This window comes from Streptococcus sanguinis, assembly GCF_020729725.1.
Lineage (GTDB): Bacteria > Bacillota > Bacilli > Lactobacillales > Streptococcaceae > Streptococcus > Streptococcus sanguinis_V.
On record NZ_JAJEPA010000021.1, the window covers coordinates 346,574 to 361,753 of the forward strand.

The 15,180-nt window shown below is 41.1% G+C and carries 11 protein-coding genes, 2 tRNA genes and 1 pseudogene; all 14 read left to right on the forward strand.

What is annotated here, in order from left to right; all coding sequences use genetic code 11:
* The 14 genes and pseudogenes from K4I03_RS11860 (at window position 1) to K4I03_RS11920 (ending at window position 14,849) form a co-directional block, all read left to right on the forward strand.
* On the forward strand, window positions 1-1,707 hold the full coding sequence (locus K4I03_RS11860) for an FtsX-like permease family protein (protein WP_227965509.1): 1,707 nt from the start codon (window positions 1-3) through the stop codon (window positions 1,705-1,707).
* 40 nt (window positions 1,708-1,747) lie between these two features.
* Window positions 1,748-1,834, forward strand: a pseudogene (locus tag K4I03_RS12700) (B3/B4 domain-containing protein); the annotation flags it as partial.
* Window positions 1,835-2,032: 198 nt separating this feature from the next.
* On the forward strand, window positions 2,033-3,646 hold the full coding sequence (locus K4I03_RS11865) for a CTP synthase (RefSeq protein WP_227965514.1): 1,614 nt from the start codon (window positions 2,033-2,035) through the stop codon (window positions 3,644-3,646).
* 69 nt (window positions 3,647-3,715) lie between these two features.
* Window positions 3,716-4,126, forward strand: coding sequence for a GyrI-like domain-containing protein (locus K4I03_RS11870; protein ID WP_227965515.1), 411 nt, complete (start codon window positions 3,716-3,718; stop codon window positions 4,124-4,126).
* A 144-nt stretch (window positions 4,127-4,270) separates the two neighbouring features.
* Window positions 4,271-4,356: transfer RNA gene (locus K4I03_RS11875), tRNA-Leu, on the forward strand.
* A 177-nt stretch (window positions 4,357-4,533) separates the two neighbouring features.
* A complete protein-coding gene (locus K4I03_RS11880) occupies window positions 4,534-5,415 on the forward strand; it encodes a class II fructose-bisphosphate aldolase (protein WP_002893690.1) in 882 nt (293 codons plus the stop codon).
* A gap of 318 nt (window positions 5,416-5,733) precedes the next feature.
* Window positions 5,734-8,154, forward strand: a complete 2,421-nt coding sequence (locus K4I03_RS11885) for a pneumococcal-type histidine triad protein (RefSeq protein ID WP_227965517.1) — start codon at window positions 5,734-5,736, stop codon at window positions 8,152-8,154.
* Window positions 8,155-8,174: 20 nt separating this feature from the next.
* Window positions 8,175-9,092 carry a metal ABC transporter solute-binding protein, Zn/Mn family gene (locus K4I03_RS11890; RefSeq protein ID WP_227965519.1) on the forward strand — a complete coding sequence of 306 codons (918 nt, stop codon included), beginning with the start codon at window positions 8,175-8,177 and terminating at the stop codon, window positions 9,090-9,092.
* Between the two features lie 218 nt (window positions 9,093-9,310).
* The gene (locus K4I03_RS11895; RefSeq protein ID WP_227965521.1) at window positions 9,311-10,303 is read left to right on the forward strand and encodes an ABC transporter ATP-binding protein; all 993 of its coding nucleotides are present in this window, start codon (window positions 9,311-9,313) and stop codon (window positions 10,301-10,303) included.
* A gap of 1 nt (window position 10,304) precedes the next feature.
* A complete protein-coding gene (locus K4I03_RS11900) occupies window positions 10,305-11,123 on the forward strand; it encodes an ABC transporter permease (protein ID WP_227965523.1) in 819 nt (272 codons plus the stop codon).
* A 1-nt stretch (window position 11,124) separates the two neighbouring features.
* Entirely contained in the window at window positions 11,125-11,910 is a 786-nt protein-coding gene (locus K4I03_RS11905) for an ABC transporter permease (RefSeq protein WP_227965525.1), read from the forward strand.
* A gap of 50 nt (window positions 11,911-11,960) precedes the next feature.
* Window positions 11,961-12,419: a GNAT family N-acetyltransferase gene (locus tag K4I03_RS11910; RefSeq protein WP_227965527.1), complete on the forward strand. Its 459-nt coding sequence runs from the start codon at window positions 11,961-11,963 to the stop codon at window positions 12,417-12,419.
* Between the two features lie 51 nt (window positions 12,420-12,470).
* A tRNA-Thr gene (locus K4I03_RS11915) sits at window positions 12,471-12,543 on the forward strand.
* A gap of 176 nt (window positions 12,544-12,719) precedes the next feature.
* Window positions 12,720-14,849, forward strand: a complete 2,130-nt coding sequence (locus K4I03_RS11920; protein ID WP_227965529.1) for a hypothetical protein — start codon at window positions 12,720-12,722, stop codon at window positions 14,847-14,849.
* The last annotated feature ends 331 nt before the right edge of the window (window positions 14,850-15,180 follow it).

Consider the following 15,180-nt stretch of genomic DNA (forward strand, 5'->3'; position numbering starts at 1 on the left):
ATGGATTTGCTATTTAAATATCTATCCAGAGACTTTTTTGCTAAGAGGACAATGGTGTCCATTCTATCTCTGATTTTAATATTCATTTCCTTTATGTACTTCTTCGTTCATTTCGCGATTGATGCCAATTTACTTCGTTTAGGTGGAGAGCAATTATCAGGCAATGAGGCTAATTATTTCACAGCTTTGAAAAGTAATCAACTCTTAATCAGAAACATTACTGTCGCCATGGTAGCCATCTTCTCCCTCATTTTATCCTTATTCATCAGAGGAACGCTCCAAAGAAATCGAGTACAGCTGGCCCAGCTGATGTCTCTCGGCTTTTCTTTCTCCAGTGTGCTAGCAAGATATGCGCTATTAATCAGCGGGGTATCCTTGATCAGTTCCTTGATTGGCTTAGTCTTGGGTTTCTGGGGATCCGACATCCTCCTTTCTGCTAATAGCCAGACCTATCTCGTTCAAGGGTTGAGTAAAGGACTTTCTCTGCAGTCGGTTATGACGGGAACCCTCTTCCTAAGTCTTTTCCTAGGAGCTCTTACTTATCTGGCGGGACTGACAGTGAGAAAGACAGATTTGGCTTTAATGATGAAACAGACAGATGGAAAAAGCATCCGCCCCGGTTTGATGGAGAAGCTGATTCAAAAGCTGCCGATGAAGCATAAGTTTAAATTTAAGCTGACTCTAAATCATTTCAGCACCTTGGGTCTCTTGTTGATTGCTATCGTTACATTTAGCATCATGTTTGTCTTAAGCTTGTCTCTGACTTTTAGCTCCTCTAAAATCCTTGAATCTCAGAAGGCCGGCCGGCACTATTCTTATGAAATCAGCTATGATAACTACCAAAAGGAGGAGGATGAGTCAGCTTCAGATTCTGTAACCTATCTGAGATACGATGTTGATCTAATGATAAAAGGCGAAACTATAGCCTATCAGGCCCTTTCGTTTACAAGCCAAAATGAATTATTTCAGCTGATTGGCAGTAAGGGAGAAATCCTAGATCCCACACAAGGTGTCTTTGTAAATCCTGAGTTGCGAGAGAATTATGGTCTTAAAGTTGGGGATACTCTAGAGTTAATAGTAAAGGGAAAGCGACATCAGATAAAGATAGCTGGATTTGCGGAGAATGCTGATTTAAAGACGATATATATTCCAAGAGACCAAGCATCCGCTATGGTAAATGAAGCTGACGATCGTTTTAATGGCAGATTGACCAATAAGCCTAAAGAAAAAGGTGGGGGAAAAACTCGCTCCCTAGAGGAAAAATTATCAGCGATTCAAAGAAGTCAGACTTCCAACAAAGCAAGCGCTATTATCAACCAAAGTATCGGTGTCATAACGGGATGTTTATTGATTTATTTAGCCGTGTTTATCGGCTTGAATGGTAATATGAAGACTCTATTGATGTTTGATTTACTAGGATATGAGGAGCGAGAGGTCTACCGTATCCTGCTTAACCCCTACATTGTGATCAGCAATCTACTTTTCTTGCTCACTCTGCCAGTGGCCATCTATGCTGCAAGGAATATCCAGATTATGACTTCTCTTCAGACAGGTGACTATATGCCATTCCAGCTCAACTGGATTACTTTCGTTTATATGTTTGTCATCTTGAATGCCCTGTGTTTTATCATCAGATTTTTATTTATTCAAAAGGTTAAAAAAATCAGAGATGATAATCGGCAGGCAGAATTCTTATCAGAATGGTGAGAAACAGCATGAAGATTTTTAAGATAAGAAGTCGGGCATCTTGAAAGGAATCCAACACGATTTAGCAGAGTGCATGCCTGATGTAGAATTCGAAACACATGTCATCAGCATTGCTGAAAATGGATGAAAAACGAATGAAAACATTTGACAATTTTTTAGGTTTGCGATATCATACTGTTCGGGCACCTCTTTTAAAGGTCAGAGCTTCCTGTTTCCAGGGAGCTATTTTTCTTTTTCAGACAGATTATGGAAAATCCTCCTATAGCTAAGTTTCCAGCAACTGTGATGCTTGCTGGAACGAATTGTTTTATGAAAAGGAGCACGTATGTCAACTAAATATATTTTTGTCACCGGTGGTGTAGTTTCTTCTATCGGTAAAGGGATTGTGGCAGCTAGCTTGGGGCGGCTTTTGAAGAATCGCGGTCTCAAGGTTACGATTCAGAAATTTGACCCATATATCAATATTGATCCCGGAACCATGAGCCCTTACCAGCATGGGGAAGTGTTTGTGACAGATGATGGAGCTGAGACGGATCTGGATTTGGGGCATTATGAGCGTTTTATTGACATCAATCTCAATAAATACTCCAATGTCACCACTGGTAAAATCTATAGCGAAGTCCTGCGCAAGGAGCGTAAAGGCGAGTATCTGGGAGCGACGGTCCAAGTCATTCCACATATTACAGATGCTCTCAAGGACAAGATCAAGCGGGCAGCACGGACGACGGACTCGGATGTGATTATCACAGAGGTCGGTGGCACAGTGGGCGACATCGAGTCTCTTCCTTTTTTAGAAGCTTTGCGCCAGATGAAGGCGGATGTCGGTGCAGATAATGTCATGTATATCCATACGACCCTCCTGCCCTATCTCAAGGCAGCCGGTGAAATGAAGACCAAGCCGACTCAGCATTCTGTCAAAGAGTTGCGCGGTTTGGGGATTCAGCCTAATATGCTGGTCATCCGCACAGAGAAGCTAGCTGGACAAAACATCAAAAACAAACTGGCTCAATTCTGTGATGTGGCGCCGGAGGCGGTCATTGAGTCGCTAGATGTGGAGCATCTTTACCAAATTCCTCTCAATTTGCAGGCGCAAAAGATGGACCAAATCGTCTGTGACCATCTGAAGCTGGATGTGCCGGCAGCGGATATGACGGAGTGGTCAGCTATGGTAGAAAAAGTGATGAACCTGAAAAAGCAAGTACGTATTGCTCTGGTCGGTAAGTATGTCGAGTTGCCAGATGCCTATATTTCAGTTGTCGAAGCGCTCAAGCATGCCGGCTATGCCAATGATGCAGATGTTAAGATTGACTGGATTGATGCGAATCAGGTAACAGCCGAAAACGCAGCAGAGCTTCTTGGAAGTGCAGATGGAATTATCGTTCCGGGTGGCTTTGGTCAGAGAGGAACTGAGGGTAAGATTCAGGCAATCCGCTATGCGCGTGAGCAGGATGTTCCTATGTTGGGGATTTGCTTGGGTATGCAGCTAACCTGTGTTGAATTCGCCCGTCACGTCCTAGGACTGGCAGATGCCAACTCAGCGGAGCTCAATCCAGATACACCGTATCCGATTATTGACCTCATGCGTGATCAGATTGATGTAGAAGACTTGGGTGGAACGCTGAGATTGGGGCTCTATCCTTCTAAGCTTAAGAGTGGCTCTAAGGCAGCAGCGGCTTACGACTATCAAGAAGTCGTGCAGCGCCGTCACCGTCATCGCTATGAGTTTAACAATGATTTTCGCGAGCAGTTTGAGGCAGCTGGATTTGTATTTTCAGGAGTTTCACCAGACAATCGCTTGGTCGAAATAGTGGAAATCCCAGAAAATAAATTCTTCGTGGCCTGTCAGTACCACCCAGAGCTTTCCAGCCGACCGAACCGACCTGAAGGTCTTTATACGGCCTTTGTCACGGCAGCGGTAGAAAAGAGTCAGGAGAGATAGACTAGTTTTGTATGACCTAAGCGACTTTTCTAGAGAAATGTTATAATGAAAGCAAAAGGAGGAAAGAAGATGTTTCTAAACATTTTAGCTAGTATTCGTACTAATAATTTCCAAGATGAGCATTGTGTAGAAAAAATCCAAGCTCTCTGGCAGGAACAAGAGGGAGCTGTGAAAGAAGCTTTTGCCCAAGGGGAGCCGGTCTATGCTGTCTATCATGACTATGCCAGTGATTACAAAGGAGACTATAGTCTCTCTATCTGCCGTTTGACAGATGGGGAAGTCTATGATTTTGATACCTCTGAGCATACCTATCAAGTATTTGAAGCGGATAAGGAGGATCCGCAAGCGATTCTTCATGCTTGGCAGAGGATTTGGCAGGCAGAAGAAACAGGTGAGCTTAATCGAGATTACACTTTCGACTTTGAAAAATACGATCCCGACCAAACGGTGGCTGTCTTTATTGCGACTCAGCAGCACTGAGTTTTCTGTGTTCCTGCCTTAGCTTCATTTTCGCTTAAATTTCCTAGATTTGCTGATTGAGTAGAAAGTTGATTTTTTGAAATAAAGTCAAAAATTTTCTTGACAAGCCTTAGCTGTCCTGTTATACTAGTAAGGTACTCAATCGCGGGGATGGCGGAATTGGCAGACGCGCAGGACTAAGGATCCTGTGACCGCTTTAGGTCGTGAGGGTTCAAGTCCCTCTCTCCGCATCAAGTAAGCTGGCTTCGGTCAGCTTTTTCTTTTTGCACTAGAGACGCTTAAAAAGGCTAAGTGTCTACCTGTAATTCTTTAAAATTTCAGGAAAAACTAGCAATTTTAGTGAAAAAGTGATAAAATAAACAATGTAAGTGGTTTAACCACAAAAAATAAGAGGAGGCCTGATAAGAATGGCAATCGTTTCAGCAGAAAAATTTGTCCAAGCAGCTCGTGACAATGGTTACGCAGTTGGTGGATTCAACACAAACAACCTTGAGTGGACTCAAGCTATCCTGCGTGCGGCAGAAGCAAAGAAAGCACCAGTGCTTATCCAAACTTCAATGGGTGCTGCTAAATACATGGGTGGCTACAAAGTTGCTCGTAACTTGATCGCTAACCTTGTAGAATCAATGGGCATCACTGTACCAGTTGCGATTCACTTGGACCATGGTCACTACGAAGATGCACTTGAGTGTATCGAAGTTGGTTACACTTCTATCATGTTTGATGGTTCACACCTTCCAGTAGAAGAAAACCTTAAATTGGCTAAAGATGTTGTTGAAAAAGCACACGCTAAAGGTATCTCAGTAGAAGCTGAAGTTGGTACTATCGGTGGTGAAGAAGACGGTATCATCGGTAAAGGTGAATTGGCTCCAATCGAAGACGCTAAAGCAATGGTTGAAACTGGCATCGACTTCTTGGCTGCAGGTATCGGTAACATTCACGGTCCATACCCAGCAAACTGGGAAGGTCTTGACCTTGACCACTTGAAGAAATTGACAGAAGCTCTTCCAGGCTTCCCAATCGTATTGCACGGTGGTTCAGGTATTCCTGATGACCAAATCCAAGCAGCTATCAAACTTGGTGTTGCCAAAGTTAACGTTAACACTGAATGCCAAATCGCATTCGCTAACGCAACTCGTAAATTTGCTCGCGATTACGAAGCAAACGAAGCAGAATACGACAAGAAGAAACTCTTCGACCCACGTAAATTCTTGGCTGACGGTGTAAAAGCTATCCAAGCATCAGTTGAAGAACGTATCGACGTATTCGGTTCAGAAGGTAAAGCTTAAGAAGCTTGATATATTTTTAAAAAAGTTTATCCGAAAGGATAGGCTTTTTTGTATTATGATAATTGGACAAGTAAAGAATAAATAATATTTTTCTTACGATCTAATAAAAAAATCTTGACAGACTAGATGATGAGGAGTAAAATATTAACCAGTTAATTAACTAGTTAATTAGTTTAGTAAGTTGTTAAAAATTGAGTTTCTTCTATATTTTATAGAAAAAATATTTAGATGATTTCTTTGGGGGTATATTATGAGTTAATTGTAAATTGTGATAGGTTTTAGCGAATTCTATGTAATCAAAAAAGAAAGTGATATTCAATGGAAAAAAATAAGAAATACTTAACAGGAATTGTTGTCATTGCTACTGTGGGTCTTTTTGCTCATCAGTTAGGTTATTATCAGGCAAACAGTTCGATTAAAAAATCCAATCGAGTTAGCTATATTGATGGTAAGCAAGGTGTTCAAAAGTCTGAGGAGTTAACGCCTGACGAAGTAAGCAAAAAAGAGGGGATTAACGCGGAGCAGATTGTTATCAAAATTACTGATCAGGGTTATGTCACTTCTCATGGTGATCACTATCATTATTATAATGGGAAAGTTCCATATGATGCTATTTTCAGCGAAGATCTTTTGATGAAAGATCCCAACTATCAACTTAGGACTGAGGATATTGTCAATGAAGTCAAGGGTGGATATGTTATCAAGGTTAATGGACAATATTATGTTTATCTGAAAGATATAGCTCGTGCGGATAATATTCGCAGTAAGGAAGAGATTAATCGTCAAAAACAGGAACATGGTCATAATGTTACGAAAATAAGCAATGAAGTAGCAACAGCTAGAGCTCAAGGCCGTTATACAACAGATGATGGCTATGTTTTTAATGCTTCAGACATTATTGAGGATACGGGAGATGCGTATATTGTACCTCATGGTGATCATTTTCACTATATCCCAAAGAGTGATTTGTCGCCTAGTGAGCTAGCTGCAGCTCAAGCTTACCTATCAGGTAGAGGAAAAGTAGCTAGTACTGTAGTCAGCCGTTCGTATAATAATGGAAGCAGCGGCTGGATACAGACACAACCTACTTTTACTCAAATTTCAAACAACTATCAACCGAGTCAAGGAGAAGATGTTAAGGGTCTCCTTCAGCAACTTTATAATCTTCCACTTAGTCAGCGTCATGTTGAATCAGATGGCTTGATCTTTGATCCAGCACAAATTACTAGTCGAACTCAAAATGGAGTAGCAGTGCCGCATGGTAATCATTATCACTTTATTCCTTATACACAAATGTCGGAATTGGAAGAAAAGCTTGCTCGGACAATTCCTCTTATAAGTCAGCCTAATAAACCTATGTTAGGATTGACACCTTATAGACCTATACCAACTCCATCTCAACCAGCTTTAAAACCTATTCTTCCTCCAAAGTTAAATTTGGAACATGCGGATTCATTGGATAAGGATTTAATCCAGCAGGTCGTTAGGAAAATAGCTGACGGTTATGTGCTAGAGGATAAAGGAGTGTCCCGCTATCTTTTAGCTAAAGACTTGCCTAAAGAGATTATTACAGCGATTGAAAATAAATTGGCGAAGCAGAAAAGCATATCTCATGTCCTGCCAGCTAAGAAAGAATCAGTTGAACCGAAAAATCAAGAGTTTTACGATAAAGTATATGGTCTTCTGGATCAGGCCCATCAGCAATTATTAGAAAATAAGGGACGTTTGTCAGATTTTCAAGTCTTGGATGATTTAGTCGAGCGTTTAAATGATGAGACAAGTGATAAGGTGCAATTAATTGATGACTTATTAGCATTTCTTGCGCCTATCAATCATCCAGAACGTCTCGGCAAAGCAAATTCACAGATTGAGTATACTGAAACCGAAGTTCGAGTAGCCCAGCTGGCTGACAAATATACGACATCTGATGGATATATCTTTGATGCCCGAGATATTATCAGCGACGAAGGAGATGCTTATGTAACCCCTCATATGGGACACAGTCACTGGATAGGAAAAGATAGTCTTTCAGTTAAAGAAAAAGCAGCTGCTCAGGCGTATACTAAAGAAAAAGGTCTGCTTCCGCCTGCACCAACAGATGATTCCAAAGCCAATCCAAGTGGAGAAAGTGCGGCTGCTATCTACGAACGTGTTCAAGGAGAGAAACGGATACCACTCGTTCGTCTGCCTTACAATGTTGAGCATACTGTAGCAGTAAAAAATGGTAATCTGATTATCCCTCATAAGGAACACTACCACAACATCAAATTTGCTTGGTTCGATGATAAGACTTACCGAGCTCCTAATGGCTATACATTAGAGGATTTATTTGCAACTATCAAGTATTATGTTGAACATCCAGATGAGCGACCACAGTCTAGCGATGGATGGGGGAATGCAAGTGATCATGTTTTAGGTAAAAAAGATGACAAGGAGGATTCTGTTAGCCCAGAGAAACCTCAAGAAGAAGTTGAAGAGGAAACACCAACTGAGCCAGAAGTACCTCAAGTTGAAACTGCTAAATTAGAAGCTAAGTTGCAAGAGGCGGAAGACTTACTTGAAAAGACGACGGATCCAAGTTTGAAATCCAATGCAACTGAGACCTTAACAGGATTGCGAAATAATCTTAATTTAGGGACTATGGATAATAATAACATCATGGCAGAAGTAGAAAAAATGCTAGCCTTGCTGCAATCTGCTTCTTCAGCTTCTGTATCAAGTACAGAAGTAACTGATTAGCTGAGGTGAAGGAGTATTGTATGAAAAAAAGAACTGCAGTATTACTAATGCTGAGTATACTAGCTTTGATGCTGGGAGCGTGTACTCAGAAAGAAGAACAACAAGCTAAAGGTTTGAAGATTGTGACCAGTTTTTATCCGGTTTATGCCATGGTTAAAGAAGTATCTGGTGATTTGAATGATGTTCGCATGATTCAATCTAGTACAGGGATCCATTCTTTTGAACCATCAGCTAATGATATAGCGGCTATCTATGATGCGGATGTTTTTGTCTATCATTCACATACCTTAGAGTCGTGGGCGGGGAGCTTGGATCCAAATTTGCAAAAATCTAAGGTGAAAGTACTTGAAGCTTCCGAAGGAATGCCCCTGGAACGTGTACCGGGTTTGGAAGACGTGGAAGCTGGCGAAGGAATCGATGAAAAAACTCTTTATGATCCTCATACATGGCTAGATCCTGAAAAAGCTGGTGAAGAAGCGCAGATTATTGCGGATAAGCTATCTGAACTTGATAAAGAACACAAGGAAATATATCAAAAAAATGCTAAGAAATTCATTTCTAAAGCTCAAGAATTGACCAAAAAATACCAACCAATCTTTGAAAAGGCTAAGCAAAAGACTTTCGTCACTCAACATACTGCGTTCTCGTATTTAGCAAAGCGGTTTGGTTTGCAGCAGCTAGGTATTGCAGGGATTTCTCCTGAACAAGAGCCAAATGCAAGGCAGCTTACTGAAATTCAAGAATTTGTGAAAACCTATAAAGTTAAAACGATTTTTACCGAAAGCAATGCATCGTCGAAAGTGGCAGAAACGCTCGTCAAGTCAACGGGAGTCAGACTGAAAACTCTCAATCCTTTAGAAGCCGATCCTCAAAATGATAAAAACTACCTAGAGAATCTAGAAGAAAACATGAGTATCTTGGCTAAAGAATTGAAATGAGAAGTTAATGCTTAATCTAGCTGAAGACTACAAAACAGAAACCTGCCTGTAAGGGTGGGTTTTTTGTGTGTGATAAAATATGATAATTATTTTTGAATTTCCTATGTTCGTTTGGAAGTAAAAGTGGTAGTATAGTGAGGAGATGAGATTCTATTTTCCTGAGTTAGGTGGGGAAAGGGTCTGAAACATGAATTGAATAATAGGATATTGAGAAACGTATGGCAATGATAGAAGTAGAGCATCTTCAGAAAAATTTTGTGAAGACAGTCAAGGAACCAGGATTGAAAGGGGCTTTACGCTCCTTTATTCATCCTGAAAAGCAGACCTTTGAAGCGGTCAAGGATTTAACCTTTGAGGTGCCCAAGGGGCAAATTTTAGGTTTTATCGGGGCCAATGGTGCTGGGAAATCAACAACCATCAAAATGCTGACCGGGATTTTGAAGCCCACTTCTGGTTTGTGTCGCATCAATGGCAAGATTCCGCAGGACAATCGCCAAGACTATGTCAAGGATATTGGGGTGGTCTTTGGACAACGCACCCAGCTATGGTGGGATTTGGCTCTGCAGGAGACTTACACGGTCTTGAAGGAGATTTATGATGTGCCAGATTCGCTTTTTCATAAGAGGATGGACTTTTTGAATGAAGTCTTGGATTTGAAGGAATTTATCAAGGATCCCGTGCGGACTCTTTCACTTGGCCAACGGATGCGTGCGGATATTGCGGCTTCCTTGCTCCACAATCCCAAGGTTCTCTTTTTAGATGAGCCAACTATAGGTTTGGATGTTTCGGTCAAGGACAACATTCGTCGGGCCATTACCCAAATCAATCAGGAGGAAGAAACAACCATTTTCTTGACCACTCACGACCTGAGTGATATTGAGCAACTTTGTGATCGGATTTTTATGATTGACAAGGGGCAGGAGATTTTTGATGGAACGGTCAGCCAGCTCAAGGAAACCTTTGGCAAGATGAAGACTCTTTCCTTTGAACTGCTACCAGGTCAAAGTCATCTAGTTTCTCACTATGAAGGTTTGCCTGACATGACCATTGATAGACAAGGGAATAGCCTCAATATTGAATTTGATAGTTCCCGTTACCAGTCAGCTGATATTATCAAGCAAACCTTGTCTGATTTTGAGATTCGCGATTTGAAGATGGAGGATACGGATATTGAGGATATTATCCGTCGCTTCTACCGAAAGGAGCTCTAAGATGGTCAAATTGTGGAGACGTTATAAACCCTTTATCAATGCAGGAATTCAGGAGTTGATTACCTATCGAGTCAACTTTATTCTCTATCGAATTGGCGATGTCATGGGAGCTTTTGTTGCTTTTTATCTTTGGAAGGCAGTCTTTGATTCGTCGCAAGAGTCTTTGATTCAGGGCTTCAGTATGGCGGATATCACCTTCTACATCATCATGAGTTTTGTGACTAACCTTTTGACCAAGTCGGATTCTTCCTTTATGATTGGAGAGGAGGTCAAGGACGGCTCCATTATCATGCGCTTGCTGAGACCAGTGCACTTTGCGGCCTCTTATCTCTTCACCGAGCTTGGTTCCAAGTGGTTGATTTTTGTCAGTGTTGGGCTTCCATTTTTAAGTGTCATTATCTTGATGAAAATCCTTTCTGGGCAAGGGAGTGTAGAAGTGCTGGGATTAACTGTTATCTATCTCTTTAGCTTAACCCTAGCCTATCTGATCAATTTTTTCTTTAATATCTGCTTTGGGTTTTCAGCCTTTGTTTTTAAAAATCTGTGGGGGTCTAATCTGCTCAAGACCTCCTTAGTGGCCTTTATGTCGGGGAGTTTGATTCCCTTGGCTTTCTTCCCTAAGATTGTTTCAAATATTCTGTCCTTTTTGCCTTTTTCATCCTTGATTTACACTCCGGTTATGATTATCGTTGGGAAATACGATGCCAGTCAGATTCTTCAGGCTCTTTTCCTGCAGTTGTTTTGGCTTTTAGTGATGGTGGGCTTGTCTCAGTTGATTTGGAAAAGAGTCCAGTCATTTATCACCATTCAAGGAGGTTAGTATGAAAAAATATCAGCGCATGCATCTGATTTTTATCAGACAGTACATCAAGCAAATCATGGAATACAAGGTTGATTTTGTGGTTGGTGTTTTAGGTGTCTTCCTGACCCAAGGCTTGAACCTCTTATTTCTCAATGTACTCTTTCAACACATCCCTTCCTTGGAGGGCTGGACCTTTCAAGAAATTGCCTTTATCTATGGCTTTTCATTGATCCCCAAGGGATTGGACCATCTCTTTTTTGACAATCTCTGGGCACTGGGGCAACGCTTGGTGCGAAAGGGGGAGTTTGACAAATACCTGACCCGTCCTATCAATCCTCTCTTTCACATCCTAGTCGAGACCTTTCAGATTGATGCCTTGGGCGAACTTTTGATTGGTGGAATCCTTCTGGCAACAACGGTTACCAGTATTAGCTGGACCTTTCCCAAATTCCTGATTTTCTTAGTCTGCATTCCTTTTGCGACCCTGATTTATACTTCTTTGAAAATCGCGACAGCCAGTATCGCTTTTTGGACCAAGCAGTCAGGTGCTATGATTTACATTTTCTATATGTTTAATGATTTTGCCAAGTACCCGATTTCCATTTACAATTCGCTCCTTCGTTGGTTGATTAGTTTTATCGTTCCTTTTGCTTTTACAGCCTACTATCCTGCTAGCTATTTCTTGCAGGACAAAAATGGGCTCTTTAACATTGGTGGTTTGATTCTGATTTCCCTTGTTTTCTTTTTCATTTCGCTCAAACTCTGGGATAGGGGATTGGATGCCTACGAAAGTGCGGGTTCGTAAGATGGAAAATATGTTTAGTCCTAAAGCTTAAAACATGAAAGGATTTAAAGATGGTAGCGATTGAAGAAGTGAAGGAAGAAAAACAAAAGATGATAGCAGTCAGTGAAGTTTTAAAGGATCTACCAGAATGGTTTGGAATACCTGAAAGTACACAAGCTTACATTGAAGGAGCTAGGGATTTACAAGTTTGGGCTGCCTATCAGGAGAGTGATTTGGCTGGCTTTGTAAGCTTATCATACTCTAGTGAAGATTGTGCTGAGATTGACTGTCTAGCTGTTAAGAAATTCTATCATAGAGCAGGAATTGGCAGTCAACTTCTAGGAGTTTTAGAAAAATCTGCTCGTCAAAAAGCATCCTATCTGCAGGTAAAAACGGTAGCACCAGGTCATTATCCTACTTACGACAGGACTAACGCTTTCTATCAGGCTCGGGGCTTTAAAAAGTTAGAAATCTTTCCTGAACTTTGGGATAAAAGCAACCCTTGTTTGATTTGGGTTAAAAAGTTGTGAAATTTTCCCTTGACAAAAAAACTCAAGATGCTAAAATAAAGGGGAAAAGGCGCCGATTTAGCTCAGTTGGTAGAGCAACGCACTCGTAACGCGTAGGTCACAGGTTCGAACCCTGCAATCGGCATACATAGGTCTTAGAAATCTTGTAAAAGCAAGATTTCTTTTTTTACTGGACAAGGTGTCAATTATAAAAGTTTGAATGCAAAGAGGTTAAAATATCTTTACATGGTGGAAAAATCAAGAAAATCAAAGAGAAATATGATACAGTGAATTAGTATAAAAAGAAAGGAGCAGGTGTTTATGAAAAAACGATTGCTATTTTTTTTAATTTTACTAATTTCCATATTTATTGGTATAGGACAAGTTCGTGCTGATAGCAGTGACTCTGATAGTTTTTCAGATTCTAGTAGTTTCAGTTCGTCTAATGATTCAGATTCTGACGATGATAATTCCTCTGATTTAGGCAGCGGTCTGTCTGCTGATGCAGACGATTTAGGTCACTTCTCTTCGGATTCTGACGATGGCACATCTGACGATGATGATTCCTCTGATTTGGGCAGTGGCTTATCTGCTGATGCAGATGATTTAGGTCACTTCTCTTCGGATTCTGACGATAACACATCTGACGATGATGCTTCCTCTGATTTGGGCAGTGGCTTATCTGCTGATGCAGATGATTTAGGTCACTTCTCTTCGGATTCTGACGATGACACATCTGATGATGATTCTTCCTCTGATTTGGGCAGCGGTTTGACCGTTAATCCGGATAGTTTAGGTGACTTCGCTTCAGATATTCCAACTATTGATTCTTTGGATGCGTCAGCAAATGATGGTGATAATTTGACTAATCTGGGGAATATTTCTGCCCCAGTTTCTACAGAATCAAGCAATCCAACAACGAGCACAGATGAGATAATGGCGGGCACACCAGATGCAGCAGTAGCGACCGCTCCCACACCCCTTACGGATGCAACTAATTCTGTCACTACTACAGATGAAACGACGGCTTCCTCGACTCCTATAGATTCAGCTAATCAAACAACTGAGTCAGTAGACTCGGCAAGCTCTGATAAGCCTAATTTGGCAGACTCGGCAACTGAATCAAGCACTGCGGCTTCCGCAGGCAATGGTTTGACAGCTAATCCGGACAGCTTAGGCAGTTTCGTTTCGGATAAACCAGCCGATAGAACTGGATCCGAATCTTCTACCGACCTGGGCAGTGGTTTGACTGCAGATGCAGATAGTCTAGGTAGTTTTATCTCAGAATCAGATTCTACAACTGAGTCAATAAACTCGGCAAGCTCTGACAAGCCTAATTCGATAGATTCGTCAACTGAATCAAACGCTGCAGATTCCGCAGACAATGGTTTGATAGCTAATCCGGACAGCTTAGGCAGTTTCGTTTCGGATAAACCAGCCGATAGAACTGGATCCGAATCTTCTACCGACCTGGGCAGTGGTTTGACTGCAGATGCAGATAGTCTAGGTAGTTTTATCTCAGAATCAGATTCTACAACTGAGTCAATAAACTCGGCAAGCTCTGACAAGCCTAATTCGATAGATTCGGCAACTGAATCAAGCACTGCGGCTTCCGCAGGCAATGGTTTGACAGCTAATCCAGACAGCTTAGGCAGTTTCGTTTCGGATAAACCAGCCGATAGAACTGGATCCGAATCTTCTGTTGACCTTGGTAGCGGTTTGGCAGTTGATTCAAATGAAACTTTCAATGTTTTGGGAAACGATGCTTGGGGTAATTACTCTCCCTTGGAGGCTGATTACACTGTCTCTGCAACAAATACAACAAATGCAGAAGAAAGAAGGAACCCTAATATGTGGGGGACAGAAACTGGCAAGCCTTTTTCTACTCCAACGACTCTTTTGGGTATTGTTGGAGAAGAAGTTTATGATGTATTTGATGGCACATTTGGAAAATTGGCTGGAGTGACGTTTACTGAGTTGGGAACATACGTGACTCCTGATCCTCAGCCAGTGCCTGAAGAAGTTCTAACCCCTATCGGATCTTTAAATTATAATATAGCACAAGGAACTTCTCCGGTTCTTGGAACAGGGGTGATTAGAACAAGCGAAACGGGTGCACGATACATCGGTATAATTGCTGATAATTTAACTCATAATGTAGCAAATAATGTCTACATTGGACTTACTGGAGAGACTTTATCAGGAACTGATGCTGTTCCTGATAGTTCTCCTCTGCCTGAATCTGTTGGTCGAATTGCTATTATTGCAAATAATATTGTTGGATCTAAAACAGATGTAGAGCCTTTAGATGTTGTTATCGGTACGACAGGTTATAATCCCATTACTGGAGAAAAAGAAGATCGCATTCCCTCGCTATTTGGAATAATTCAAGGAATGAGAGGGGGACAAAAGGAGGGCTCCGAAGGAGCTAGTAATAGTCAGGAAAAATAATCTTCTTTGACATCTTATCGAAAGACTAGGTTTCTATACTAAGATTTCAAAGCTGAACCAATAATTATTGAAAGGATTGAATTCTATATTGAACAGGATTCGGTCCTTTTAATTCGTTTTTTGTAGAAAACTCTATAATCTACAGTAGCTTTTTCTAGTTCATCAAGCGAAAGATAATTTTTTTATATCCTACTTAAGAAGAAGTTAGAAGCATTAAGCTTATTTTTAGACAGTTGGAGTGATACACGCTTAGGTTTTTTATGGTTCGAAACCCAATATGTATCTTTACCAGGAATTTTTAGGTACTGCTTGATATTATTTTTATCACAAA

Coding starts and splice junctions, on each gene's coding strand:
- K4I03_RS11860 (WP_227965509.1), top strand. CDS start 1: ATGGATTTGCTATTTAAATATCTATCCAGAGACTTTTTTGCTAAGAGG.
- K4I03_RS11865 (WP_227965514.1), top strand. CDS start 2,033: ATGTCAACTAAATATATTTTTGTCACCGGTGGTGTAGTTTCTTCTATC.
- K4I03_RS11870 (WP_227965515.1), top strand. CDS start 3,716: ATGTTTCTAAACATTTTAGCTAGTATTCGTACTAATAATTTCCAAGAT.
- K4I03_RS11880 (WP_002893690.1), top strand. CDS start 4,534: ATGGCAATCGTTTCAGCAGAAAAATTTGTCCAAGCAGCTCGTGACAAT.
- K4I03_RS11885 (WP_227965517.1), top strand. CDS start 5,734: ATGGAAAAAAATAAGAAATACTTAACAGGAATTGTTGTCATTGCTACT.
- K4I03_RS11890 (WP_227965519.1), top strand. CDS start 8,175: ATGAAAAAAAGAACTGCAGTATTACTAATGCTGAGTATACTAGCTTTG.
- K4I03_RS11895 (WP_227965521.1), top strand. CDS start 9,311: ATGGCAATGATAGAAGTAGAGCATCTTCAGAAAAATTTTGTGAAGACA.
- K4I03_RS11900 (WP_227965523.1), top strand. CDS start 10,305: ATGGTCAAATTGTGGAGACGTTATAAACCCTTTATCAATGCAGGAATT.
- K4I03_RS11905 (WP_227965525.1), top strand. CDS start 11,125: ATGAAAAAATATCAGCGCATGCATCTGATTTTTATCAGACAGTACATC.
- K4I03_RS11910 (WP_227965527.1), top strand. CDS start 11,961: ATGGTAGCGATTGAAGAAGTGAAGGAAGAAAAACAAAAGATGATAGCA.
- K4I03_RS11920 (WP_227965529.1), top strand. CDS start 12,720: ATGAAAAAACGATTGCTATTTTTTTTAATTTTACTAATTTCCATATTT.